The sequence below is a fragment of the Stenotrophomonas sp. ZAC14D1_NAIMI4_1 genome (assembly GCF_003086775.1).
GTDB lineage: Bacteria > Pseudomonadota > Gammaproteobacteria > Xanthomonadales > Xanthomonadaceae > Stenotrophomonas.
Genome location: NZ_CP026001.1, coordinates 1,051,841 through 1,075,567, shown reverse-complemented (window position 1 = coordinate 1,075,567; position 23,727 = coordinate 1,051,841). Strand labels below are relative to the sequence as shown.

22 protein-coding genes, 8 tRNA genes and 1 other RNA gene are annotated in these 23,727 nt (G+C 67.1%); 12 read left to right on the top strand and 19 right to left on the bottom strand.

Annotated elements, in window-relative coordinates:
- Nucleotides 1-103 precede the first annotated feature (103 nt).
- Both C1927_RS04945 and C1927_RS04940 read left to right on the top strand, forming a co-directional pair.
- A tRNA-Ser gene (locus C1927_RS04945) sits at nucleotides 104-196 on the top strand.
- A gap of 683 nt (nucleotides 197-879) precedes the next feature.
- Nucleotides 880-2,028 carry a DUF3667 domain-containing protein gene (locus tag C1927_RS04940; RefSeq protein ID WP_108746056.1) on the top strand — a complete coding sequence of 383 codons (1,149 nt, stop codon included), beginning with the start codon at nucleotides 880-882 and terminating at the stop codon, nucleotides 2,026-2,028.
- Between the two features lie 11 nt (nucleotides 2,029-2,039).
- On the opposite strand, the gene sugE is transcribed toward C1927_RS04940, so the two are convergent.
- Nucleotides 2,040-2,357 (bottom strand): quaternary ammonium compound efflux SMR transporter SugE, encoded by a 318-nt coding sequence (sugE, locus tag C1927_RS04935; protein WP_079220830.1) that lies wholly within the window; start codon nucleotides 2,355-2,357, stop codon nucleotides 2,040-2,042.
- A gap of 185 nt (nucleotides 2,358-2,542) precedes the next feature.
- On the opposite strand from sugE, the gene C1927_RS04930 reads away from it, so the two are divergent.
- Together C1927_RS04930 and ffs are read left to right on the top strand one after the other, a co-directional pair.
- Nucleotides 2,543-2,932 carry a hypothetical protein gene (locus C1927_RS04930; protein ID WP_108746055.1) on the top strand — a complete coding sequence of 130 codons (390 nt, stop codon included), beginning with the start codon at nucleotides 2,543-2,545 and terminating at the stop codon, nucleotides 2,930-2,932.
- Nucleotides 2,933-3,097: 165 nt separating this feature from the next.
- Nucleotides 3,098-3,194, top strand: an RNA gene (ffs, locus tag C1927_RS04925) — signal recognition particle sRNA small type.
- Between the two features lie 180 nt (nucleotides 3,195-3,374).
- Here the strand turns inward: ffs and C1927_RS04920 are convergent.
- Together C1927_RS04920 and C1927_RS04915 are read right to left on the bottom strand one after the other, a co-directional pair.
- Nucleotides 3,375-4,142, bottom strand: coding sequence for an MBL fold metallo-hydrolase (locus tag C1927_RS04920; protein WP_079220827.1), 768 nt, complete (start codon nucleotides 4,140-4,142; stop codon nucleotides 3,375-3,377).
- Nucleotides 4,142-4,891 carry a 3-deoxy-D-manno-octulosonic acid kinase gene (locus C1927_RS04915; protein WP_079225105.1) on the bottom strand — a complete coding sequence of 250 codons (750 nt, stop codon included), beginning with the start codon at nucleotides 4,889-4,891 and terminating at the stop codon, nucleotides 4,142-4,144. Before C1927_RS04915 ends, C1927_RS04920 begins: the two co-directional genes overlap by 1 nt.
- 21 nt (nucleotides 4,892-4,912) lie before the next feature.
- Between C1927_RS04915 and C1927_RS04910 the strand changes: the two genes are divergently transcribed.
- Complete coding sequence (locus C1927_RS04910; RefSeq protein ID WP_079220826.1) at nucleotides 4,913-5,959, top strand: glycosyltransferase family 9 protein; 1,047 nt, start codon at nucleotides 4,913-4,915, stop codon at nucleotides 5,957-5,959.
- 51 nt (nucleotides 5,960-6,010) lie between these two features.
- Here C1927_RS04910 and C1927_RS04905 read toward each other — a convergent pair whose 3' ends face one another.
- Nucleotides 6,011-6,397 carry a DUF6165 family protein gene (locus C1927_RS04905; RefSeq protein WP_079220825.1) on the bottom strand — a complete coding sequence of 129 codons (387 nt, stop codon included), beginning with the start codon at nucleotides 6,395-6,397 and terminating at the stop codon, nucleotides 6,011-6,013.
- A gap of 149 nt (nucleotides 6,398-6,546) precedes the next feature.
- Nucleotides 6,547-6,637, bottom strand: a tRNA-Ser gene (locus C1927_RS04900).
- Nucleotides 6,638-6,803: 166 nt separating this feature from the next.
- Between C1927_RS04900 and C1927_RS04895 the strand changes: the two genes are divergently transcribed.
- Nucleotides 6,804-7,508, top strand: a complete 705-nt coding sequence (locus tag C1927_RS04895) for a protein phosphatase 2C domain-containing protein (protein WP_079220824.1) — start codon at nucleotides 6,804-6,806, stop codon at nucleotides 7,506-7,508.
- A 97-nt stretch (nucleotides 7,509-7,605) separates the two neighbouring features.
- Here C1927_RS04895 and dnaQ read toward each other — a convergent pair whose 3' ends face one another.
- From dnaQ to C1927_RS04880, 3 genes are read right to left on the bottom strand one after another with little or no spacing between them, the layout of a single operon-like run.
- On the bottom strand, nucleotides 7,606-8,334 hold the full coding sequence (gene dnaQ, locus C1927_RS04890) for a DNA polymerase III subunit epsilon (protein ID WP_079220823.1): 729 nt from the start codon (nucleotides 8,332-8,334) through the stop codon (nucleotides 7,606-7,608).
- 4 nt (nucleotides 8,335-8,338) lie between these two features.
- Nucleotides 8,339-8,791, bottom strand: coding sequence for a ribonuclease HI (gene rnhA, locus C1927_RS04885; RefSeq protein ID WP_079220822.1), 453 nt, complete (start codon nucleotides 8,789-8,791; stop codon nucleotides 8,339-8,341).
- Nucleotides 8,792-8,803: 12 nt separating this feature from the next.
- A complete protein-coding gene (locus C1927_RS04880) occupies nucleotides 8,804-9,448 on the bottom strand; it encodes a class I SAM-dependent methyltransferase (protein ID WP_079220821.1) in 645 nt (214 codons plus the stop codon).
- A gap of 11 nt (nucleotides 9,449-9,459) precedes the next feature.
- On the opposite strand from C1927_RS04880, the gene gloB reads away from it, so the two are divergent.
- Nucleotides 9,460-10,224, top strand: coding sequence for a hydroxyacylglutathione hydrolase (gene gloB / locus C1927_RS04875; protein WP_108746054.1), 765 nt, complete (start codon nucleotides 9,460-9,462; stop codon nucleotides 10,222-10,224).
- A complete protein-coding gene (locus tag C1927_RS04870) occupies nucleotides 10,221-11,426 on the top strand; it encodes a lytic transglycosylase domain-containing protein (RefSeq protein WP_108746053.1) in 1,206 nt (401 codons plus the stop codon). Before gloB ends, C1927_RS04870 begins: the two co-directional genes overlap by 4 nt.
- 204 nt (nucleotides 11,427-11,630) lie before the next feature.
- Here the strand turns inward: C1927_RS04870 and C1927_RS04865 are convergent, their stop codons facing one another.
- Nucleotides 11,631-13,586: a peptidyl-prolyl cis-trans isomerase gene (locus C1927_RS04865; protein WP_108746052.1), complete on the bottom strand. Its 1,956-nt coding sequence runs from the start codon at nucleotides 13,584-13,586 to the stop codon at nucleotides 11,631-11,633.
- A 226-nt stretch (nucleotides 13,587-13,812) separates the two neighbouring features.
- Here C1927_RS04865 and C1927_RS04860 point away from each other — a divergent pair, with 226 nt between their 5' ends.
- From C1927_RS04860 to C1927_RS04845, 4 genes are read left to right on the top strand one after another with little or no spacing between them, the layout of a single operon-like run.
- A complete protein-coding gene (locus C1927_RS04860; protein WP_108746051.1) occupies nucleotides 13,813-14,769 on the top strand; it encodes an NAD(P)-dependent oxidoreductase in 957 nt (318 codons plus the stop codon).
- Nucleotides 14,757-15,941, top strand: a complete 1,185-nt coding sequence (locus tag C1927_RS04855) for a glycosyltransferase (protein ID WP_108746050.1) — start codon at nucleotides 14,757-14,759, stop codon at nucleotides 15,939-15,941. The genes C1927_RS04860 and C1927_RS04855 overlap by 13 nt, the downstream gene beginning before the upstream one ends.
- Nucleotides 15,922-16,524, top strand: coding sequence for a hypothetical protein (locus C1927_RS04850; RefSeq protein ID WP_159095295.1), 603 nt, complete (start codon nucleotides 15,922-15,924; stop codon nucleotides 16,522-16,524). Before C1927_RS04855 ends, C1927_RS04850 begins: the two co-directional genes overlap by 20 nt.
- Entirely contained in the window at nucleotides 16,521-17,759 is a 1,239-nt protein-coding gene (locus C1927_RS04845) for a nucleotide disphospho-sugar-binding domain-containing protein (RefSeq protein ID WP_108746048.1), read from the top strand. Before C1927_RS04850 ends, C1927_RS04845 begins: the two co-directional genes overlap by 4 nt.
- 95 nt (nucleotides 17,760-17,854) lie before the next feature.
- Here the strand turns inward: C1927_RS04845 and C1927_RS04840 are convergent.
- From C1927_RS04840 to clpP, 10 genes are all read right to left on the bottom strand, one after another.
- Nucleotides 17,855-17,931, bottom strand: a tRNA-Asp gene (locus C1927_RS04840).
- Between the two features lie 29 nt (nucleotides 17,932-17,960).
- Nucleotides 17,961-18,037 (bottom strand) — tRNA-Asp (locus C1927_RS04835).
- A gap of 31 nt (nucleotides 18,038-18,068) precedes the next feature.
- Nucleotides 18,069-18,145, bottom strand: a tRNA-Asp gene (locus C1927_RS04830).
- Between the two features lie 81 nt (nucleotides 18,146-18,226).
- Nucleotides 18,227-18,303: transfer RNA gene (locus C1927_RS04825), tRNA-Asp, on the bottom strand.
- 79 nt (nucleotides 18,304-18,382) lie between these two features.
- Nucleotides 18,383-18,459, bottom strand: a tRNA-Asp gene (locus tag C1927_RS04820).
- A 25-nt stretch (nucleotides 18,460-18,484) separates the two neighbouring features.
- A tRNA-Val gene (locus C1927_RS04815) sits at nucleotides 18,485-18,559 on the bottom strand.
- A gap of 11 nt (nucleotides 18,560-18,570) precedes the next feature.
- Nucleotides 18,571-18,843 (bottom strand): HU family DNA-binding protein, encoded by a 273-nt coding sequence (locus C1927_RS04810; protein WP_004146343.1) that lies wholly within the window; start codon nucleotides 18,841-18,843, stop codon nucleotides 18,571-18,573.
- 219 nt (nucleotides 18,844-19,062) lie between these two features.
- A complete protein-coding gene (gene lon / locus C1927_RS04805; RefSeq protein WP_079220813.1) occupies nucleotides 19,063-21,513 on the bottom strand; it encodes an endopeptidase La in 2,451 nt (816 codons plus the stop codon).
- Between the two features lie 142 nt (nucleotides 21,514-21,655).
- A complete protein-coding gene (gene clpX / locus C1927_RS04800) occupies nucleotides 21,656-22,945 on the bottom strand; it encodes an ATP-dependent Clp protease ATP-binding subunit ClpX (protein WP_079220812.1) in 1,290 nt (429 codons plus the stop codon).
- Nucleotides 22,946-23,072: 127 nt separating this feature from the next.
- The gene (gene clpP, locus C1927_RS04795; RefSeq protein WP_079220811.1) at nucleotides 23,073-23,699 is read right to left on the bottom strand and encodes an ATP-dependent Clp endopeptidase proteolytic subunit ClpP; all 627 of its coding nucleotides are present in this window, start codon (nucleotides 23,697-23,699) and stop codon (nucleotides 23,073-23,075) included.
- Nucleotides 23,700-23,727 lie beyond the last annotated feature (28 nt).

Below are 23,727 nucleotides of genomic sequence, written 5' to 3'. Positions count from 1 at the left end.
CGGCACGCCCACTGCACATCGATGACTGGGGGTGCTTGTGTATGGCCGCGCCGCCCGCTAGAATCTGCGCCCCTGCTGAGGCGTTTGCCGATGGCAGGGATCCGGAGAGGTGTCCGAGTGGTTGAAGGAGCACGCCTGGAAAGTGTGTAAGCGTCTAAACCGCGCTTCGGGGGTTCGAATCCCCCTCTCTCCGCCAGACAAACGCAAAAGGGCCGCCCATAGGGTGGCCCTTTTGCGTTTGTCTGGCGGATGGGATGGGTGGTGAGAAGCCCCGCCGGGGTTCGACGGTTCTGCAGGAGCAGAACCGGACAGCCGCAGGCTGGTCCCGAGGCGCAACGCGCATCGGGATCGGGTGCATGGATGCACCCGACAATCCCCCTCTCTCCGCCAGATAAATAAAAAAGGCTGCCCTTCGGGCGGCCTTTTTTATTTATCTGGCGCGGGACGCGAAGTGCGCTGCGCGCGCTTCGCCCCATGCGTTGCTGCGCAACGAATGGGCCCCTCCCGTTGCCTGCCTCTCCCCGCCCCTGTCGGGGCAGCCCCTCAACAGAGGGGCTTGTGCCTCCAGACAGATCAGTAGATCCACGCCATGCGTGGATGGCGCGCCGTCCGATGCCCCTCATCTGGCAGGCGCTTTTCCTGTTTATCTGGCGCGGGACGCGAAGTGCGTTGCGTGCGCTTCGCCCCATGCGTTGCTGCGCAACGAATGGGCCCCTCCCTTTGCCTGCCTCTCCCCCCGAAGGCAGTAGATCCACGCCATGCGTGGATGGCACGCCACACCGCTCCCGCGCACCCACAAACACCCCGATCCAAAAGCTGAACGAAACCTGAAAAGTCGCTATCGTAGGCGACTTCAACCAATACCCGGCCCTTCGCCCGATGACCTCGACCGACAGCGTGCACGCCGCCCTGCCCGACGCCGGTTCCCCGGCGCATGGCACCTGCGAGAACTGCGACACCGCCCTGCATGGCCACTACTGCCACCAGTGCGGGCAGTCCGCGCACAACCCACTCAAGCATGTCGGCCACGCCATCGAGGAAGTCTTCGAATCGTTCTGGCACCTGGACGGGCGCATCTTCCGCACGCTGCGCGACCTGTGGGTGCCCGGCCGCATTGCACTGAACTATCTCAAGGGCCGCCGGGTGGGCTACGTGCAGCCGTTGCGGCTGTTCGTCATCCTCACGCTGTTTACGTTCTTCATCGGCAAGATGTTCGTGCACGTTGACGATTTCAGCGTGGGCGCCAGCGGCAATTCGCTGTTCGGCAAAGCCACCACCGCCGAGCAGGTCGAGGCGGTGCGCGCGCAGCAGATGGCACTGATCGACCAGCAGGCCGGCACGGCCAATGCCGGCAACCCCGGCCTGGCCATTGCCAGGGCTGCGGTCAATGCAGCCGCGGCGCAGCGCAAGGCCGAACTCGGCACGCCCGCTGACGCCACCGCACCCGCGGCCGGCGACGACCCCGGCACGTTCTTCAACTACAGCATCAACGGCAAGCCCTGGGATGCAGACAGCAACCCCATCGTGCTGGCCGGCCTGCCGCAGTTCGCCAACAACTGGCTCAACCGGCGCCTGCAGAACGGCAATGCCAACATCCAGCGCATGGGCGGCAAGACCGATCTGTACATGCAGGCGATCCTGACCGCCCTGCCCGGTGCGCTGTTCTTCCTGATGCCGGTGTTCGCGCTGGTCCTGCGCATCGCCTACATCCCGCGCCCGATGGGCTACCTCGAACACCTGGTGGTGGCGCTGTACAGCCACTGCTGGCTGATGATGGTGGTGCTGGCGACCTTCCTGGTCGCCAGCATCAGCAACGCGCTGGCCTCACCCCTGATCACCACGCTCAGCCCATGGCTGCTCGCGCTGCTGTGGCTGTCGGTGCCGGTCTACCTGCTGTGGATGCAGCAGCGCGTCTATGGCGGCAACAAGCTGCTGACCCTGCTGCGCTACGCCCTCATCGGCGGCGTCTACCTCTTCCTGGTCAACGTCGTGGTGATGTATGCGGCACTGGCAGGCATTTCCGCCTGACCGCCGCAGCTTCAACTACTGGAGAGCTTCATCAGCACCAGGCCGGAAACAATCAGCACGGCCGCGCCGATGCGCATCGCACTGACCTGTTCGCCGAGGAACACGATGCCGACCACAAAGGCACCGACCGCGCCGATGCCCGTCCAGATCGTGTAGGCGGTACCCAGTGGCAGCGTGCGCATGGCCACGGCCAGCAGCCAGAAGCTGGCGATCATGCCGACGAGGGTGATCACGCTGGGAGCAAGACGGGTGAAGCCCTCGGACTGCTTCATCGCCACGGCCCAGACGATTTCCAGCAGGCCGGCAAACAACAGATAGATCCAGGCCATGACGGCCCTCCTCTTGGTAGGGCCAGGCCGTCCTGGTCATTGATTCCCGATGCGGGGGAGGTCGTTCCTCCTGCGGCCGCATTCTAGCAACGCCGGATGCGCGGGGCCGTGCTGCGCGCACTGTGATTACACGGGGTTCAGGCGGAGCGGCCATGCCATGATGGCGCTTTCGTCCGGGGTGCTGCATGAGCGTTGAAGAGGATCTGACGACGTGGCTGGCTGCAACGTTGCGCGAACCACGCCCGGCATCGCTGCGCAGCTACTGCTTCAACCTGGTGGACGGTGCGGCCGCCGACGAAGCCAGCTTTACCCTGGAACTGGTCGGCTGCGAGCGCTTCGATGCCAATGACCCGGACTGGCCATGCGACGAGTGCTGGCGCCCCAGCCATCCGCCACTGGAAATCGCCACCGCGTTCACCGGGCCGGACTGGGAAAGCTGCCTGGAAAACATGCGCGGGCTGCTGTTGCCGTTGGTGCAGGAAGGCACGCCGGGTGCGCCACTGCGCATGGCCCAGGGCGTCGGCCTGGGCTTCGTGGACGGCGACCTGCACCTGCTGTGGCAACGCGGGGATTGAAAACCGCGCGTGACGCTGGCGCGTACCTGCCCGCCTGCGCTAGAATGCTCGCCTGCCATCGGCCAGCCGATGTGCAGTCCGGCTGTGGTCTCCGGCGCGCGACGCGCTGCTTCCCCTGATCCGTGAACCGGCCGCCCTTGGGCGGCCAACGTCTCTATGGTGGCCCCGTCGGCCCCTCGCGACGCTAGGTCGAAAATCCCGCCAGGGCCGGAAGGCAGCAACGGTATCGATCGACGCGGGCGCCGAGGTCAGCCGGCGGGGCCACCGCCTTTTTGGGCGATGCCCCGCCCGCGCTTCGCCGGGCATGGCCCGGCGCTACCGACGCTCATCGCTCAGACTCTGGTAGATGCCAACCTTGGTTGGCGCGCCTCGCCGTGCATGGCCCGGCGCTACCAGGCACTCGTTCTGATGCATTCCAGGCAGGTGGACCGGCCCATGGCCGTCACGGCGGATCCTGCGCCAGCACGTGCGGCGCCGTCGGGGTCGCCAGCGGCACGCACTGCCCCGGCTGCGCCACGCGGTGCCCACGCGCGGCCAGCGCCTGGCCATCGGCCGCGCTGGCGTAGTGGTAGAGCATCATCCGCGACTGCAGCTCGGCGCTGTACTCGCGCTCCAGGTCGTCCACGCCGGTATGCGAAGGATTGCCATGCAGTCCGCAGTCGTGGGCGATCAGTTCGTTGTCGTTGGCAAAGCGCGCCAGCATCTCCGGAATCGGCCGGGTATCGCCGCTCCAGGTCAACGCGCCCTGCAGGCGCAGGCCATAGGCGGTCTCCGGCCAATGATGGCGTGCCGGGAACACTTCCAGGCGCACGCCCTCATGCCAGAACGCATCGCCCACCACGACCAGCTGGAAGGCATCCCAGAAGTTGGCGCCACCTTCGGCCAGCACGTTGGGGTAATCGCCCACGCGCTTGTGCAGCAGCGGCACCACGGTGGCCGGCACGTACAGGCGCACTTTGCCGCGCCGGTGCGTGTTGAAGAAGGTATCCACGAACAGCCGCTCGAAGCCGGCCACGTGGTCCAGGTGCACGTGGGTGACGAACAGCGCCTGCGGCAGGTGCCCGTAGTGCGCCTTGAAGGCGGTCAGGCCCTCGCCACCGCAATCGATGGTCAGCCACGGACGGCCATCACGCTCGATGACCGACATGGGCGAGCCCAGCTCGACCGCCGACGCATTGCCGACCCCGAGAAAACGCAACGACCAGTCCATCAGGTGCCCCGGTTCCAGGCCATGTCATAGGCGCGACGCAGCCGCGCGTAGTCCTTCTGCACGTCTTCCACGCTGCGCTCGCCGCGCAGCTTGACCAGCGAGCGCAGCAGGCGCTTGAGGTTGCGCTCCCGCCAGGCGGTGGCCGGGATGCGGATGACCCCACGGTCGAAGTCGATCAGCCAGCCGTGGCCATTGCCATCGAACAGGATGTTGTGGGCGTTGAGGTCGGCATGGTCGAGGCCAGCGCGATGGAAGCGCGCGATCAGCCGGCCCGCCTCTTCCCACGGCGCGCCACGGCCGGCCACCAGCGCGCGGTCGGCCAGCGAGCGCACGCCTTCGATGCGTTCCATCAGGATGGCCGCGCGGTAGCGCATGCCTTCACGCATGTAGAAGGCCGCTATCGGCCGGGGCACCGGCAGCTTCTGCGCGCGCAGGGCGCGCATCAGCCGGAATTCGGCAAAACTGCGGGTACGGTCGGCGCCGCGCCAGATGTACTGGTCCCGGCTGAGCTTGGCTGCCAGGCCGCCGCGCAGGTAGTGGCGCAGCACCCCCGGACCAAAGGAGGCATCGACGAACCAGGCACTGCCCCGCCCGCCTTCACCCACCGGCCGGGCCTTGCTGCCCCAGTGCTGGGGCGAGAACAGGCCGACGTCGGCTTGCCGCAGCCGCTCGCGGTCGAACAGAATGGCCCCGATGCCGCGACCCTCGCGGCATGGCGTCAGCGCTTCATTGGCGTCAAATGCGACCATCATCTTTGAGTCTAACAACACATGGCATCAGCGTCCTCATCCTTGTGCCTCCTGCGCCTGTCTGCCCTGGGGGATGTCACCCACGTTGTTCCCCTGGTGCGCACCCTGCAGGCCGCGCGCCCGGACACGCCGATCCACTGGATCATCGACAATGTCGGCCACAAGCTGCTGGATGGCCTGCCTGGCGTGGTGTTCCATGCGTACGACAAGAAGACCGGCATGGCCGGGGTCAAGGAGCTGCGCACGCAGCTGCCGCCGGGCCGCTTCGAAGCGCTGCTGCAGATGCAGGTCGCCTTCCGCGCGAACCTGCTGTCGGCCTTCATTCCGGCCGAGCGCCGCATCGGCTACGACCGCAGCCGCTCCAAGGACCTGCACGGATTGTTCATCAACGAACGTATTCCCGATCGCCCAGGCATCCACGTGCTCGATGCCATCGGCAGCTTCTGCGAACCGCTGGGCCTGCGCCAGACCGACGTGAGCTGGGACCTGGCCGTACCGCCGTCTGCCTACGAATGGGCAGCGGCGCAGTGGCCCGAGGATGGCCGCCCGGTGCTGATGATTTCGCCGTGCTCCAGCCACGTCATGCGCAACTGGTACGCCGACCGCTATGCCGCCGTGGCCAACCATGCCAGCGCGCGTGGCTGGCAGGTGGTGCTGTGTGGTGGCCGCAGCGAACTGGAGCGCAGCATGGCCGATGCCATCCTCACCCAGCTGACGACGCCGGCGCTGGACCTGGTGGGCAGGGATACGCTGAAGCAGCTGCCGGCCCTGCTGGCCCGCGCCAACCTGGTGATGACGCCTGATTCGGGCCCGATGCACATCGCCAACGCGATGGGCACCAAGGTGCTGGGCCTGCATGCGGCCAGCAACCCGCACCGCAGCGGCCCCTATTCCGACCGGCGCTACTGCGTGGACCGTTACGACGATGCCGCGCGCAAGTACCTGGGCAAGACTGCCGCCGATCTCAAATGGGGCACCAAGATCGAGTTCGACGATGTGATGGAACTGATCACCGTCGAGGACGGCATCGCCGCCTTCGAGCGCTACGTGGCCGATCACCTCGGCTGAGCGACCGGTGCGGGCCGCCCGTGGCCCGCACCCTCCACGCAGGGCGTGGGATTACTTGTAGGACTTCTCTTCCACGTACGCCGAGCCCAGCGCGAGGTTGATCGCCTTCTTGATGCGCGCGCGCTCGTCGTTGCGCAGGTAGACGCTGCGGGCCAGGTCGACGAACGCCTGGTCGAAGGCCTGCGCCTTCTCCTTCAGGCGGACCTCGTCCTCGATGTCCCACAGCTGCTCGTTGACCGCCTTCAGATCGGCACGCAGCTTGGCGATGTCCTTCACCGCGGCCGGGTGGCCCATCCAGGTGGTATCCAGCGCGGACAGCTCGCGGCGCACGTTGGCCAGCTTGCCTTCATCGCTGATGCGCTCGGACTTGATCTGCAGGATCGAGATCTTGTCCAGCAGCTCGCCGAAGGAAACAGGCACAAGGATTTCAGCGGTCATGGCAGCGCTCCAGCAGGTAATGGCACATGGTAACCCGCAGTGTGCGAACGGCATCCACGCACGGCGTGGATCTACTGACCCGTCGGAGGGCTGTCCCGCGCCAGATCAAAAAAAAACGGGCTGCCCTGAGGCAGCCCGTTTTTTTAATCTGGCGGAGAGGGGGGGATTCGAACCCCCGAGGCGCTATAAACGCCTGCCTGATTTCGAGTCAGGTACATTCAACCGCTCTGCCACCTCTCCAGGTATTCCCCGGCGAACCGGGGACGCGCATCATACGAGGAAGCGCGGCAGACCACAAGCCATTGCGGCCCATCATGTGAAAATTTTCTGACTGAACGCCTTGCCGGATGTCCGCTTGGCCGTGATGATGCCGTTCTCCCCGGCATGACCCCGCCCAGCAACCACCATGATTGAATTCGGACACCTCACCCACCCTGGCCTGCGCCGCGAGCTCAACGAGGACACCTATTACGGTGACAGCGAGCTGGCCCTGTGGCTGGTGGCCGACGGCATGGGTGGGCACGCCTGCGGCGAGGTGGCCAGCGCCCTGGCACGCGAGACCATCGTCCGCGAGATCCGCCGCGGCGCGCCGCTGGCGCACGCCATCCGCACCGCCGATGAAGAGATCATCCGCGCGTCGCGGCGGCGCAACGACACCCTGCCGATGGGCACCACCGTGGTCGCCGCACGCGTGCAGGGCAACCGTTATGAAGTGGCCTGGGTGGGCGACAGCCGTGCCTACCTGTGGCGCGACGGCCAGCTGGCCCAGCTCAGCCAGGACCACAGCGTGGTGCAGGAACTGGTGGCGCAGGGCAACCTGACCGCCGAACAGGCGCGCGCCCACCCGCACCGCAACGTGGTCACCCAGGCCCTGGGCGTGACCGACCCGAACCATCTGAACGTGGCCACCACCAGCGGCGAACTGCGGCCGGGCATGCAGCTGCTGCTGTGCAGCGACGGCCTGACCGAAGACGTCGACGACCGCGACATCGCCCGTACCCTCGCCTACGACGATGCCAGCGCCCAGGAATGCGTGGACAGCCTGGTCGCCTCGGCCCTGGACGGCGGCGGGTCGGACAACATCACGGTGATCCTGGTGCGCTGCCACTGAATCCTGGAGCCGAGCATGGGCTCGGCTCTACAGTAGATCCACGCCATGCGTGGATGACGCGCCGTGGATGCCGGCCAGCGGCCGGCACTACCACTACTTACGCGCTTGCGGCCTCTTCCACCTTCGGGCCATCCCACAACGCGTGGCCGGCCTTCTTGCGCAGGCGCTCCAGGCGCGCGGTGTGCGCCTCCAGCTCCGATGCCGTGGCCACCACGCGCGGACGCGGCAGCAGCGTGCTGGTATCGAATGCCAGCAGCGCGGCACCGTCGGCCCCGCTGTCGTCTTCCAGGCCGAAGCCGATCTCTTCCTGCCCCGAGGTCAGCGCGATGTAGACATCGCCCAGGATCTGCGCATCGAGCAGGCCACCGTGCAGTGCACGGTGCGAGTTGTCCACGCCCAGGCGCCGGCACAGGGCGTCCAGCGAATTGCGCTGGCCGGGGAAGCGCTCGCGCGCCATCGCCAGGGTATCGATCACCGTGCAGCGGTCGGTGATCTTGCCGTACTGCGGCCCCAGCAGGGACAGCTCGTAATCCAGGAAGCCCAGGTCGAACGCCGCGTTGTGGATGATCAGCTCGGCGCCATCGATGAACGCCAGAAACTCATCGGCGATCTGCGCGAACTCGGGCTTGTCGGCCAGGAAATCCAGGCTCAGGCCGGTGACTTCCTGCGCGCCCTGCTCGAAGTCGACGTCGGGCCTGATGTACTGGTGGTAGTTGTTGTTGGTCGGGCGGCGCTTGAACAGCTCCACGCAGCCGATTTCAACGATGCGGTTGCCCTTCTTCCATTCCAGGCCGGTGGTTTCGGTATCGAGGATGATCTGACGCATGGGCTCAGTTTACCGGGCTGCCGTCGCGGATCTGGATCGCGGCGTTACGCGCCAGGGTGTCGACCCGCTCATTGTCCGGGTCGCCGGAGTGGCCCTTCACCCAGCGCCAGTCGATCTGGTGCCGCAGCGTGGCCGCATGCAGGCGCTCCCACAGCTCGCGGTTCTTCACCGGGTCGCCGCCGGCCGTCTTCCAGTTCTTGCGGATCCAACCCGGCATCCACTGGGTCAGGCCCTGCCGCACGTACTGCGAATCGGTGTAGAGCACGATGTCGCACGGCTCGGTCAGCGTCTCCAGCCCGGAAATGGCTGCCATCAGCTCCATCCGGTTGTTGGTGGTGTGCGCTTCGCCGCCGCTCAGTTCGCGCTCGTGGCCCTTGTAGCGCAGCAGAGCGGCCCAGCCACCGGGGCCGGGATTGCCGAGGCAGGAACCGTCGGTGTGGATTTCAATGGTTTTCAATACAACTCCAGATCAGGTAGCAACGGTGCCGTGCCAGCGCACCGGCAGCGGGGTCGGCCCGGGCAGGGCCAGCGTACGTTTTTCGGCATGGAACAGGCAGGCCGCGCGCAGCGGCGCCCAGCCCGCGCGACGGCGGCTGCCAGCCCCCTGCCACAGCGGCCCCAGGTAGCGGGTGTCATCGCATTCCAGCCCATGGCGGGCCAGCAGCAGGCGCAGCCGCTGCGGCGTGCGCACCACCAGCCCATGCTGGCGCCAGCGGGTGCGGTACGGGCTGAACGGGTTGAGGCTGCTCAGCCACAGCTGGCCGCCGGGCATCAGCACGCGCGAGCACTCATCCAGCAGGTAATCGGCATCGGCGGCGGTCACGTGCTGCAGCACGATGGCGTTGACGCTCTCGTTGGCCAGCGGCAGCGGCAGCGCGCAGCGGGTATCTCCGGCATAGCCGGCGCCGTCGCGGTACAGGCGCAGGCCGCGGCCGCCCAGCTGCGCATCCTCCAGCCAGGATGCCGTGGGGGCGATCCACAGCCATGGCTGGGACGGCAGGGTGGCCAGCCGTGGCAACAGCAGCTGGCGCTCGAGCACGCGCAGGGCCGCCGCCGGCTCGCTGTCGAACCACGGCACCAGGCTCGCTTGACGGTGGCTCTGCAGCAGGGGCATGGTCCAATTCTATGCGACTGACTGCCCTGCCCGCATTTGCGGATAACTACATCTGGATGCTGATCGCCGACGATGGCGCCGCCGTGGTCGTCGACCCCGGCGATGCCGCGCCCGTGCTGGCCCTGGCCGACCAAGGCCTGCGCGTGGACACCATCCTGCTGACCCACCACCACGACGACCACATCGGCGGCGTACCCGCGCTGCAGGCGCGTTTTCCCAGCGCGCGGGTCATCGCTCCGGTCGAGGAGCGGATCCCGACTGCCACCAAGCGGGTGGGCGAAGGTGAACGCGTTCAGGCACTAGGCCGGATGTTCCACGTACTATCCGTGCCCGGGCATACCCGCAGCCACATCGCGTTTCACACTGCTGAACATCTTTTCAGCGGAGATTCGTTGTTCAGCCTGGGCTGTGGACGCCTGTTCGAAGGTACGCCGTCCCAGCTGCTGGCGTCGATGCGCAAGCTGGGTACCTTGCCCGTGCAACTGCTGCTTTGTTGCGCCCATGAGTACACCGTGTCAAATGCCGTCTTCGCGCGGCATGTCGACCCCGCCAACGCTGCCCTGTGGCAGCGCCAAGAGGAGGCTTTGGCCATGCGCCGCGATGACCGTTCCACCCTGCCGGTAACCCTGGCCAACGAACTGGACTGCAATCCGTTCCTGCGTGTGCACACCGCGCCGATCCGCGCGGCGGTGTCGGCGCACCTGGGGCGCGATGTCGTTGACGACGTCGATGTCATGGCCGGTCTCCGGCACTGGAAAGACGGCTTCCGCGCATGATGCGCCGAAGTCTGCCGCTGGCCCTGGGCCTTGTCCTGGGGCTGGCCGGAAACGCGGGCGCGCAGTCGCTGGGCGCCGGCATCAGCCAGAACCTGACCGCCGCGTCGGCCGTGCCGATGGACCCGGCCCTTCTGCCGGCCGCATCGGTCCGCAACGGCCAGGAGATCTTCGCCAGCTTCCGCGAGGGCCTGGCCGAACCGACCTGTGACGCTGACGCAACCAGCCCGCGCTGGCAGAAGCAGTTTGCCCACGCCCCCTCGCGCCTGGCCAACCAGGATGACGATGCGCTGGTGCTGTTCGGCTATGTGGTCGAAGAACTGCGCAAGGCCAGCCTGCCCACCGAATTTGCGCTCATCCCGTTCGTGGAGAGCGGCTACCGCCCCAACGCCCGCAACGGCAGCGGCCCGACCGGCCTGTGGCAGTTCATCGCCACCACCGCGCGCAACCACCGCGTGCCGATGGCCAACGGCTACGACGGCCGCCTGTCGGCGGTCGATTCCACCCAGGCCGCGGTGCGCTACCTGAAGACCCTGCACGGCATGTTCGGCGGCGATTGGCGCCTGGCGACCATGGCCTACAACGCCGGCGAGTACCGCGTGCTGCAGTCGATGCGCAAGGCGGGGATGAACGCCCAGAACGCCAAGCCGGCCGCCCTGCCCGGCCTGTCGCCGGTCACCCATGCCTACGTCGAGAAGCTGCATGCCCTGGCCTGCGTGCTGGAAGACGTGGAAGACAAGCCCAGCGTGATGGCCTCGCTGGACCGCACGGTGCCGGTGCTGAAGGACCACACCCTGCCGGCCGGCACCAGCGTGCAGCAGTGGGCCGCGCAGCGCGCGCTGGACCCGGCACGCATCGCCCGCCTGAACCCGGCCCTGGCCGGCAACGGCCGCCCGTCGGGCACCACCCGCGTGCTGGCCCCGGTCGCTGCGGCCTCCGCGCCGGTGTCCGATATTGCCTCGGTGGCCACCGCCACGGGTGCCGTCACCGCCACTGCAAGCCTGCAGCCGGCCCCGCAGGTCGCCAAGGTCGTGGCCAGCGCCGCTGACCGCCCGCGCAACCGCCGCCACACCGTGCGCAACGGCGAATCGGCGTGGACCATCGCCCGCCGCTACGGCATGCCGGTCAAGGCGCTGCTGTCGCTGAACGGCCTGAGCGGCAGCGCCGTGCTGAAGCCGGGCGCCGTGCTGCGCATCGAAGACTGATCGCGGCACTCCGCTGTCTGTAGAGGTCGAGCCTGCTCGACCGCTCTTCTGCCCTTCCGCTCTTTGTAGAGTCGAGCTTGCTCGACTGCTCTTCTGCACGTCTCTACAAAAGCAGTCGAGCAAGCTCGACTCTACATACAACGGACGCGCCAACAAAAAAGGCCCGGCATTGCCGGGCCTTTTCCGTCCTGCCCGCCGTGTGGCTTACAGGTTCGCTTCGGTGGTCTGCACCAGGAACTTCTTGCGCATCGCGTCGATGTAGGCCTTGGCCGCAGCCATGCCGTCGATCTGGCTCAGCTGGTCCTTCAGCTGCTTCTGCTGTTCCGGCGTCACTTCCTTGATGTTGCCCGGCGTGACCTTGTTCACCACGAAGACCAGTGCGTGACCGTTGACGTCAACCTTGCCGTAGCTCGGCTTGCCTTCGGCCGGCACCGGCGCGCCAAAGATGGCGCGGTTGATTTCCGGGGTCGGCACCGGCTGGCTGCGCGGCAGGCCCGGCATCGGGCTGACCTGCAGCTTGTCGCTGGCCACCAGCGACTGCAGGCTGGCACCGCCCTTCAGCTTGGCCAGCAGGGCATCAGCAGCCTTGTCGCTGGCCTGGCGCTGGCGGTCGGCACGGATCGCGGCGATGACCTGCTCGCGGGCCTTGTCCAGCGGCAGCGCCTGTTCCGGGGTGTGCGCGGCCACGCGGATCACGACACTGTGGTTGGTGCTGCCGCCCAGGGCGATCGGATCGCTGGAGGTACCGTCCTGCACCATCACGTCGGAGAACGCCGAACGCAGCACGGCCGGGTCAGCGGCGATGCCGCTGGCGGTGGCACGGGTGATCGGGCCCAGGGTCTGCACCGGCAGGTCCACCGACTTGGCCGCGGCGACCAGGTCGCTCGGGCTCTTGTTGATGGCGTCGACCAGGCGGCCGGCCAGATCGTTGAAGCCACGCTCGCCGTCGGCCTTCAGCTGTTCGGCGGCCAGCGTGTCGCGCACTTCCTCGAACGACTTGCCTTCGCCACCGCGCACGGCCGCGACCTTGATGATGTGGTAGCCGAAGTCGGTCTTGACCGGGCCGATCACGTCACCCGCCTTGGCGGCGAACAGCGCGTCTTCGAACGGCTTGACCATCGCGCCACGCTCGACCCAGCCCAGGTCACCGCCCTGGTCCTTGGAACCCGGATCTTCCGAGTTGGCCTTGGCCAGGGCGGCGAAGTCGGCACCGGCCGCCTTGGCTTCGGTCGCCAGCTTGGCGGCCTTGGCTTCGGCACCGTCGCCGGTGATCAGGATGTGCGAGGCCTGGCGCTGTTCCGGGGTCGCGAACTTCGCCTTCTCTTCCTCGTAGCGCTTGCGCAGGGTCGCCTCATCGGCCGGCACCGGCGCCGGCAGGTTGGCACCGTTGAGCTCAACGTATTCCAGCGTGACCGACTCGGCCTGGCGGAAATCCTTGCCGTGGCTGTCGTACCACTGCTTGATCTGCGCATCGGTGACCGGCGCGGTATCGGCCGGCACTTCCGGCAGCGCGACCAGCTCGACGTCACGGGTTTCGCCCAGCAGCTTCAGCAGGCGCTCGGTCTCGGCCTGGGTGACGAAGCCGGAGTTCTGCAGGCCGGCCGGGATCACCGACTGCTGCAGGCTGGCACGCACTTCTTCCTGGAACTGCGCCGGGGTACGCGGCGGATTGCCACCGCCCAGCGCCAGCCGGTAGTTGTTTTCATTGAACTTGCCATCGCTGCCGAGGAAGGCCGGGATGGTCAGGATGTAATCGCGCACGGCACCATCGCCGACAACCACGCCGGCCTGTTCGCCCACCAGGCGCACGACCTGCTCGTCGACCAGCTGGTCAAGCACGGCCAGCTTGTTCTCGGTGCTCTCGAACGCGCGCGGGTCGAAGTTCTCGCCCTGCTGCTGGCGCTCACGCATGCGCTCCTGCTCGAAGCGGGTACGGAAATCCTGCGCGCTGATCTCGTGGTGCTGCCACAGCATGCGCACCGGCCACCACGACGGCGCCGAGCGCCACCAGGTCGGCGGTGCCGAAACCTTGGCCACGTTCTGTGCGCCGACACCACCGAGGTAGCTGTTGTCGATCACGAACAGGAACGGAATCATCAGCAGCCCCAGGATCACGGTGACGATCCAGCCTGAGGTCTTGTCGCGGAGTTTCTGCAGCATGGTGAGGAATCACATGGCCTGATTGGCGAGCCCGGCAGTGTAACCCGCTTCGCGGCCCGCACCAAAAACGGCGCGGAGGCAGGCAGGGCAAGGATCTGCGCCCCATGCGCGCTGTCCACGCCGTGCCTGCGATGGCCGCACGCGCAGCAGCCGGCGCATACTGGGCGGTCATCTGGGCGGCCCGCCCCGGCTGCGGCGCGTCACAGGCACAAGGAGGAATACGTCCATGCGCATCCTGGTCACCGGCGCCTCCGGCTTCGTGGGAGGCGCCCTGCTGCGCCGCCTCGCCGACGTGCCCGGGGTGGAGGCGCTGGGTGTCGCCCGCCGGCCGCTGCCCCTGCCCCACTACGTTGCGCTGGACCTGTCGCGGCCGTTCGAGCTGCCGTTCCGGCCCGACGTGGTGGTCCATGCCGCCGCGCGGGTCACCCCCTGGGGCAGCCCCGCGCAGTTCGGGCAGCAGAACGTGGACACCACCGCGCAGGTGATCGACTTCTGCCGCCGCGCCGGCCATCCGCGCTTGTTGCTGGTGTCCAGCACCGCCGTGTTCTACCGCGAGGCGCACCAGTACGATCTGGACGAAGACAGCCCGATCGGCCCCGCCTTCCTGAATGAATACGCCCGCAGCAAGGCCGCCGCCGAACGCCTGCTGGCCGGCTACGAGGGCCCGTCGTGCATCCTGCGCCCGCGCGCCGTCTTCGGCCCGGGCGATACGGTGCTGCTGCCGCGCCTGCTGGCGGCCGCGCGGCGCGGCGGCGTGCCGCTGCTGGTCAGCCCCGGCGGTCCGCCGCAGATGGACCTGATCCACATCGACACCCTGGTGGAGTACCTGCTGCGCGCCGCCCAGGCGCCGCGGCTGGGCCCGGCCTACAACCTGACCAGCGCGCAGCCGGTGGACCTGCATGCCCTGCTGCAGCGGTTGCTGGCCGCCCTGCAGCTGCCACCGCCGCACCGCCGCGTACCGACCGCCCTGGCCCTGCGTGCCGCCAGCGTGGTCGAAGCCGGTTGGCGCGCCCTGCGCCTGCGCAGCGAGCCGCCGATCACCCGCTTCGGGGTGGCCGCCTTCGCCTATTCAAAGACCTTCAATCCGCAGCGCATGCTGGCCGACCTGGGGCCGCCACGGGTGTCGATGGAAGACGGTATCGAACGTTTCATCGACGAGCAGCGTGCGCAATGGGCGGCCTGAGCCTGAACGGGGTAGCGCTGGCCAGCCTGGTGCTGGCAGCCCTGTACCTGCTGCTGATGGGCCTGAAGGCAGCCGGCGCGCTGCGCATCCTCGGCCAGCGGCCGCTCCGGCCGCAGGCACCGGCCGGGTACGACGGCAGCGGCGTGGCCATCCTGCAGCCCATCCTCGGCGGCGACCCGCTGCTGGCGCAGGTGTTGCAGCACAACCTGCGGGCCCTGCCCGGCGCACATTTCCATTGGCTGCTGGACGACGCCGACAGCATCGGGCTGGCCACCGCCGCGGCGCTGTGCGCGGCGCATCCCGGCCACCACATCACCTGCCTGCGCTGCCCGGCCGCGCCGGAGGGCACCAACCCGAAGACCTTCAAGCTGGATGCCGTGCTGCCGCAGGTGCGCGAGCCGGTGCTGCTGGTGCTGGACGACGACGCGCGCCTGTCAGCGGCGGCGCTGGCGCAGCTGGTCGATGAGCTGGGCGCGGCCGACGCCGATCTGGTCACCGCCCTGCCGTGCTACCGCGATGACGGCGCCGCCGGTGCGCGCTTGATGGCGCAGTTCGTCAACAACAATGCCGTGCTGACCTACCTCGGCCTGCTGCCGTGGCTGGCACCGCTGTCGATCAACGGCATGTGCTACGCGCTGCGCAGCGAGCGACTGCGCGCGCTGGGCGGATTCACCCCGTTGCTGCGGATGCTGGCCGACGATCTGGCGCTGGCCCGCGCGCTGCGCCGGCAGGGTGCGCGCCTGTTCCAGTCCACCGCGCCGGTGGAGGTGCAGACGCATGTGCCCACCCTGCAGCGCTATCGCCAGCAGATGCACCGCTGGATGCTGTTCGCCGTGCTGCTGCTGCGCGACGAGTCACCACGCCTGCGCCTGCTGATCGGCGTACTGCATGGTCTTCCGCCGCTGCTGCTGTGGGCGCTGCTGATACTGGCCGCAGTGCCGCCGATCGGACTGCCGGCCCTCGTGGCCGCGCTGGTCGTGCTGCTGCGCACCTGCCTGCTGTTGCAACTGCAGCGCCGCGCCGGTGGGCGCGCCCGGCATCGCCCGCTGGCGTCGCTGCTGGCCGAACTGCTGCAGCCCCTGCACCTGCTGCACGCCGCCTGCGTACGTCGCATCCGCTGGCGCACCCGGCTGTACCAGGTGCGCGCCAACGATGATTTCCAGGGGGGCTGAATCGATGCCGGGCGCCCGCACGCCGCTGCAGCTGGCCTTCCTGACCGGGCAGAGCGATCCGGCCCGCTGCGCGCTCAGCCCGCAGCAGCGCGCCTTCGGCCAGGCCCTGCTGGCGCCGGGGCGGGTGCTGCACCCCTGCAATTTTCCTTACGACGCCGCCACGCCCGATCACCAACCGGCCGCACTACTGGCCGCCAGCTGGCACAACACCCGCCATTACCTGCGCTCGCGCCGCCCAGGCTTCGCAGCGACCCACGGCCCCGCGCTGGCCCAGCTGCTGCAGGCCGCACCGCACACCCTGCTGCTGGCCGGCAGCTGCGGGCTGGAACTGCTGGCCAACCTGGAGCTGCCGCCGGCCCTGGCGCAGCGCTGCAGCGTGCTGGCCTACGGGCCGGTGGCGCGCCGTGCACCGCAGGTGGCGCAGCTGCAGGTGCTGGTCGGGCGGCAGGACTGGGTCTCGCGGCTGGGCTGGCGCGGCGCGCGGCAGTGGATCGACAGCGGCCACATGGACTACCTGCAGCAGCCAGCGGTGCTCGCCATCGCCCGCGAACTAGCTGCGCGCCTGCAGCAGGAACAGGCATGAAGATCGAACTGCTCGCCCCGCCCTACAGCGGCCACCTGCATCCGATCCTCGCCATCGCCCGCCAGCTGCAGCCGCAGCATGAGGTGACGGTGCTGAGTACGCCGGGCGCGCAGGCCGCGATCTCCGCCAGCGGACTCAACGGTGGCGTGCTGCTGTCGGCGGACCAGGAAGCGGCGCTGTGGCAGATCGCCAACCCGCCCACGCCGGTCAAGGCCAACCCGCTGCGGCTGCACGCCCAGCTGACCCAGGCGCTGCGCCTGATGGAACAGATGCGACAGGCGCTGCAGGAGCGCTGGCAGCATGCGCGCCCGGATCTGGTCATTGTTGATTTCACCCTGCCACCGGCAGGCCTGCTGGCAGCCGAGCTCGGCAGCCGCTGGTGGACCAGCCTGCCCTCGCCCTGCGTGCTGGACTGCAGTGACGGTCCACCGCCATACCTGGGCGGGCTCAGCCCCGCGCGCACTGGCTGGCAGGCGCTGCAGCACGCCTGCGGCCGGCAGCTGACCCGCGTGTTCAAGCGCGGCGTACACGCGTGGCAGCGCTCGGCCATGCAGCGGCTGGGGGTGCCGTCGATCTATCGCGCCGATGGCAGCGAGCGGGTCTATTCAGATGAATGCATCCTCGCGCTGGGCGTGCCGGAACTGGAATTCCCCCGCACCTGGCCACGGGCGCTGCAGTTCATCGGGCCGATGCTGCACACCCCACCCGGCACCCATGCGCCGCCGCCATTCGTACAGGGTGCGCGGCATCTGCTGGTCACCGCCGGCACCCACCAGGACTGGATCAAACCGCGCCTGGCCGAGGCGGCGGCGACGCTGGCGGCGCTGCATCCGCAGTGGCAGATCCACGTCAGTGATGGGCACGCGGATGAAACACACAGCGCCCCGCAGCCGCTGCCGAACCTGCACCGGCTGCCCTTCGTCGATTACGCGCGCCACCTGCACCGCTATGACCGGGTGCTGCACCACGGCGGCGCCGGCGTGATGTACCACGCGCTGCGCGCGGGCGTGCCGTCGCTGGTATTTCCGCTGGATTACGACCAGTTCGACCACGCCGCACGCCTGCAGGCCGCAGGCGCGGGGCTGTGGCTGCGTGACCTGGACCAGCTGCCGGCGCTGTTCGCGCGCGCGTTGCAGGCCGATGCGTTCCCGGGGCTGGCGGCCCTGCAGGCGTCGGTGCAGCGGCATCTGGCGGTGGAAGCGGTGCTCGACCGCGTCGCATCGCTCGAGCGGTAGCGCCGGGCCACGCCCGGCGTAGATCGACCCCGAAAAAGCAAAATGCCCGCAGGTCCAGGACCGACGGGCATCTTCGTTGACACTTCAAACTCTGCTGGCGGAGCGGACGGGACTCGAACCCGCGACCTCCGGCGTGACAGGCCAGCATTCTAACCAGCTGAACTACCGCTCCACATGGGCAGAACTTGTTGGGATCCGGGATGGCGGAGCGGACGGGACTCGAACCCGCGACCTCCGGCGTGACAGGCCAGCATTCTAACCAGCTGAACTACCGCTCCACAGCACTTCCAGATACCCCTGCTTGCAACTTGGCGGAGCGGACGGGACTCGAACCCGCGACCTCCGGCGTGACAGGCCAGCATTCTAACCAGCTGAACTACCGCTCCACGTTTGCTGCAAACCTTTCTGTTTCTTCCGGCCGAGGCCGGTTGAAACAAGGCGCCCGGTTGCCCGGAAGCCTTTGAAACTGGCGGAGCGGACGGGACTCGAACCCGCGACCTCCGGCGTGACAGGCCAGCATTCTAACCAGCTGAACTACCGCTCCAGTTGTGTTGCTGTTTTCCCGCAGGGCGAACCCTTGAAGAAAACAAAGCCCCCAGTTGCCCGGGGGCCTCGCGTCAAAGTGGCGGAGCGGACGGGACTCGAACCCGCGACCTCCGGCGTGACAGGCCAGCATTCTAACCAGCTGAACTACCGCTCCACACTTAACTTTTACTGCGGTGCTGTGGTGGGTGCTGAGGGTTTCGAACCCCCGACCCTCTCCGTGTAAAGGAGACGCTCTACCGCTGAGCTAAGCACCCCAGCGAGCCGCTTAGTTTACAGCATCCTTCAGGGCCTTACCAGCCTTGAACGACGGATTCTTCGAAGCAGCGATCTTGATGGTGTCGCCGGTCTTCGGGTTGCGGCCGGTGCGGGCAGCACGGTCGCGGACCTGGAAGGTACCGAAGCCAACCAGGGTGACCGCATCGCCGTCCTTCAGCGCCTTGGTGACGGCAGCAACGACGGCATCGACAGCGCGGCTGGACTCGGCCTTGGTCAGGTCGGCGGCTTCAGCAACGGCATCGATCAATTCGGTCTTGTTCATTCTCTACAACTCCTTTGGCGGTGGGTTCCGCTTATTCGACAGGGAAGCAACCGCACGCGATGCGCGCACGGCCGCCATGTGGAAACTGTTCGCCGAATTCAGTGATCACCAGACTGCGATCACTCATTCGCGGGTGCTGCTTTTATACCAGCGCCCCTACCCCCACGCAAGGTGGAAAGCCAGCAACGACGCGGGTTTCAGGCATTTCGACAGCGCGCGTCAATGCTTGACGCGCGCGTTTCCACTCGGTTTGGCCTTGCTGCGCACCGTGACGCGCTGCGCACTCTTGCGCGCCTTCTTCGGTGCCAACGGACGCTCCAGCGCCAGGTCCAGCACTTCCTCGATGTACTTCACCGGCACGATCTGCAGATCGCGGGTGACGTTGGCCGGAATGTCAGCCAGGTCCTTGCGGTTCTCCTCGGGGATGATGACCGTGCGGATACCGCCACGCAGTGCCGCCAGCAGCTTTTCCTTCAGGCCACCGATGGCGGTGACGCGACCGCGCAGGGTGATCTCGCCGGTCATCGCCACGTCGGCACGCACCGGCACCTTGCTCAGCATCGACACCAGCGAGGTGACCATCGCCGCACCGGCACTGGGGCCGTCCTTCGGCGTGGCGCCATCGGGCACGTGCACGTGCACGTCGTGCTTCTGCAGGAAATCCGCATCGATACCGAAGCCGACAGCGCGCGAACGCACCACCGACAGCGCTGCCGACGCCGATTCCTTCATCACGTTGCCGAGCTGGCCGGTCAGGATCAGCTGGCCCTTGCCCGGCACCAGGGTCGATTCGATCTGCAGCAGATCGCCGCCCACTTCGGTCCAGGCCAGGCCGGTGACCAGGCCGATCTCGTTGGCTTCTTCGGCGCGGCCGAAATCGAAGCGGCGCACGCCCAGGTACTTGTCCAGGTTCTTGCTGGTGACGCTGACCAGGGCCTTGGACTTCTTCGCGCCCTTCTTCGCCTTCACCGGCTGCGGGCCGGCCAGGGCGATTTCCTTCACCACCTTGCGGCAGATCTTGGCGATCTCGCGTTCCAGGTTGCGCACGCCGGATTCGCGCGTGTAGTAGCGCACGATGTCCTGGATGGCATCGCTGCCGATTTCCAGTTCTTCCGGCTTCAGGCCATTGGCCTTGATCTGCTTCGGCGACAGGTAACGGGTGGCGATGTTGAGCTTCTCATCCTCGGTGTAGCCGGGGATGCGGATCACTTCCATGCGGTCCAGCAGCGGGCCCGGAATGTTGAGCGAGTTGGAGGTCGCCACGAACATCACTTCGGACAGGTCCAGGTCCACTTCCAGGTAGTGGTCGTTGAACGCGTTGTTCTGCTCGGGGTCGAGCACTTCCAGCAGCGCCGAGGACGGATCGCCACGGAAGTCCATCGACATCTTGTCGATCTCATCGAGCACGAACAGCGCGTTCTTGCTGCCGACCTTGTTGAGGTTCTGCACGATGCGGCCCGGCATCGAACCGACGTAGGTACGGCGGTGGCCACGGATCTCGGCCTCGTCGCGCACGCCGCCCAGCGACATGCGCACGAACTTGCGGTTGGTGGCCTTGGCGATGGACTGGCCCAGCGAGGTCTTGCCCACGCCCGGCGGCCCGACCAGGCACAGGATCGGGCCCTTCATCTGCTTCACGCGCGACTGCACCGCCAGGTATTCCAGGATGCGGTCCTTGACCTTGTCCAGGCCGTAGTGGTCGGCGTCCAGGGTGTCCTGCGCGGCCTTCAGGTCCTTGCGAACCTTGGTGCGCTTCTTCCACGGCACGCCCAGCAGCCACTCGAGGTAGTTGCGCACGACGGCAGCCTCGGCCGACATCGGCGACATCTGCTTGAGCTTGTTCAGCTCGTTGCGTGCCTTGGTTTCCACCGGCTTGGGCATGCCGGCTTCGGCGATCTTGCGCGCCAGTTCTTCCAGCTCGCCCGGCGCGTCGTCGAGGTCACCCAGTTCTTTCTGGATGGCCTTCATCTGTTCGTTGAGGTAGTACTCGCGCTGGCTCTTTTCCATCTGCGACTTCACGCGGCCGCGGATGCGCTTTTCCATCTGCTGCACGTCGATCTCGCCGTCGACCAGGCCCACCAGCATCTCCAGGCGCTCGCCCACGGCCAGCGTTTCCAGCAGGCGCTGCTTGTCGGCCAGGCGCACGCTGATGTGCGCGGCGATGGTATCGGCCAGGCGTGCCGGCTCATCGATGCCGGCCAGGGTCTGCAGCAGCTCCGGCGGCAGCTTGCGGTTGGTCTTGACGTACTGCTCGAACAGCGACATCAGCGAGCGGGCGATGGCCTCGATCTCGCGCGGTTCGCGCGGGTCGGCCGCGTCGATCTCCACGGCCTGGCCGTGCAGCGAGCCATCACGCTCGTCGACCTGGGTGACCTGCACGCGCGACAGGCCTTCGACCAGCACCTTGATGGTGCCGTCGGGCAGCTTCAGCAGCTGCAGCACCTGCGCCAGCGTACCGACCTGGTAGAGGTCGGCCGCATGCGGGTCATCGGTCTCGGCCGACTTCTGCGCCAGCAGCAGGATGCGCTTGTCTGCCTCCATTGCCTGTTCGAGCGCGTGCATGGACTTGTCACGGCCGACGAACAGCGGGATGACCATGTGCGGGAACACCACTACGTCGCGCAGCGGCAGGACCGGCAGGTCGAGGGTTTCACTTGGGGAACGGGCCATGGGGGCTCCAGGGAAGGGGAAAACCGCCTCCGGGAGGGCATCTTCCGGAGACAAAAAAAGCCGATGGCCCCGTTATGGGGCCATCGGCTTTCAGATGCAAGGCGTTCGTTCAAACTCCTTTCAAATCAAGGATTTGAAAGGATCACTCGGCGCCTGCGGCCTTCTGTTCAGGGGCCACCGGGGTCTGGTAGATCAGGTACGGCTCGGACTTGTGCTCGATCACCGATTCATCCACGACCACCTTGCTGACGTTTTCCTGCGAAGGAAGGTCGTACATGGTGTCCAGCAGGACCGATTCGACGATGGTGCGCAGGCCACGGGCGCCGGTCTTGCGCTTGAGCGCCTTCCTGGCGATGGCCGACAGCGCGTCCGGACGGAACTCCAGCTCGACGTTCTCCATCTCGAACAGCTTCTTGAACTGCTTGGTGATGGCGTTCTTCGGCTCGGTCAGGATCTTGATCAGGGCCGGCTCGTCCAGCTCCTCCAGGGTCGCCACCACCGGCAGGCGGCCGACGAACTCGGGGATCAGGCCGAACTTGATCAGGTCTTCCGGCTCGACTTCGGCCAGCACCTTGCCCACTTCCACCTTGCGCTCGGCGCTCTTGACCTTGGCACCGAAGCCGATGCCGCCGGCGTCGTTGGAACGCTGCTGGATCACCTTGTCCAGGCCGGCAAACGCGCCGCCACAGATGAACAGGATGTTCTTGGTGTCCACCTGCAGGAATTCCTGCTGCGGGTGCTTGCGGCCGCCCTGCGGCGGAACGCTGGCCACGGTGCCTTCGATCAGCTTCAGCAGGGCCTGCTGCACGCCTTCACCGGACACATCGCGGGTGATCGACGGGTTCTCGCTCTTGCGCGAGATCTTGTCGATTTCATCGATGTAGACGATGCCCTGCTGCGCCTTCTCGACGTCGTAGTCGCACTTCTGCAGCAGCTTCTGGATGATGTTCTCCACGTCCTCGCCCACGTAACCGGCTTCGGTCAGCGTGGTGGCGTCGGCCATGGTGAACGGCACGTTGAGCAGGCGGGCCAGGGTTTCGGCCAACAGCGTCTTGCCCGAACCGGTCGGGCCGACCAGCAGGATGTTCGACTTGGCCAGTTCGACCTCATCGTTCTTCTGCCGGCTCTCGATGCGCTTGTAGTGGTTGTAGACAGCCACGGCCAGGGTGCGCTTGGCCCGGTTCTGGCCAATCACGTACTGGTCGAGCACCTCGAGGATCTCGCGCGGCTTGGGCAGCGAACTGCGCGCCGACTGCGCCTTTTCCTCGAGTTCTTCACGGATGATGTCGTTGCACAGCTCCACGCACTCATCGCAGATGAACACGCTCGGACCGGCAATCAGCTTGCGCACTTCATGCTGGCTCTTTCCGCAGAAAGAGCAGTAGAGGATCTTGCCGGTGTCCGTGGAACGACCTTGGCGGTCTTCGCTCATGCTTCGCTTACCCAGTTACCCCACCCGCTGAACGGGGGTTCGATTCGAGAATAGCACAGGGCCGGAGGGACACCAGTCCCGGTCCGACCCTGCAGGAACGGGGCCTCCCTGGCCCCGTGAAGGCCGATCAACCGGCCTGGATCGACTCTTCCGGACGACGCTCCAGCACCTGGTCGACCAGGCCGTAGGCCACCGAGTCGACCGCGCTCTTGAAGTTGTCGCGCTCGGTGTCGCGGGCGATCGTCTCCAGCGACTGGCCGGTGTGCTTGGCCAGCACTTCGTTCAGGCGCGAACGCAGGGTCAGGATTTCACGGGCATGGATGTCGATGTCCGTGGCCTGGCCCTGGAAGCCGCCCAGCGGCTGGTGGATCATCACGCGCGAGTTCGGCAGCGCATAACGCTTGCCGGCAGCACCCGAAGCCAGCAGCAGGGCGCCCATCGAGGCGGCCTGGCCGACGCAGATGGTGCTCACGTCCGGCTTGATGTACTGCATGGTGTCGTAGATCGCCATGCCGGCGGTGACCACGCCACCCGGCGAGTTGATGTAGATGCTGATGTCCTTTTCCGGGTTTTCCGCTTCCAGGAACAGCAGCTGCGCCACCACCACGTTGGCCATGTGATCATCGATCGGGCCCACGAGGAAGATCAGGCGCTCCTTCAACAGGCGCGAATAGATGTCGTAGGCACGCTCGCCGCGGCTGGTCTGCTCGACCACCATGGGAACCATGTTCAGGGCTTTGGTCCGGTTGTCCATTTCGTGAGGTACCTGTCTTGGGGGAAAC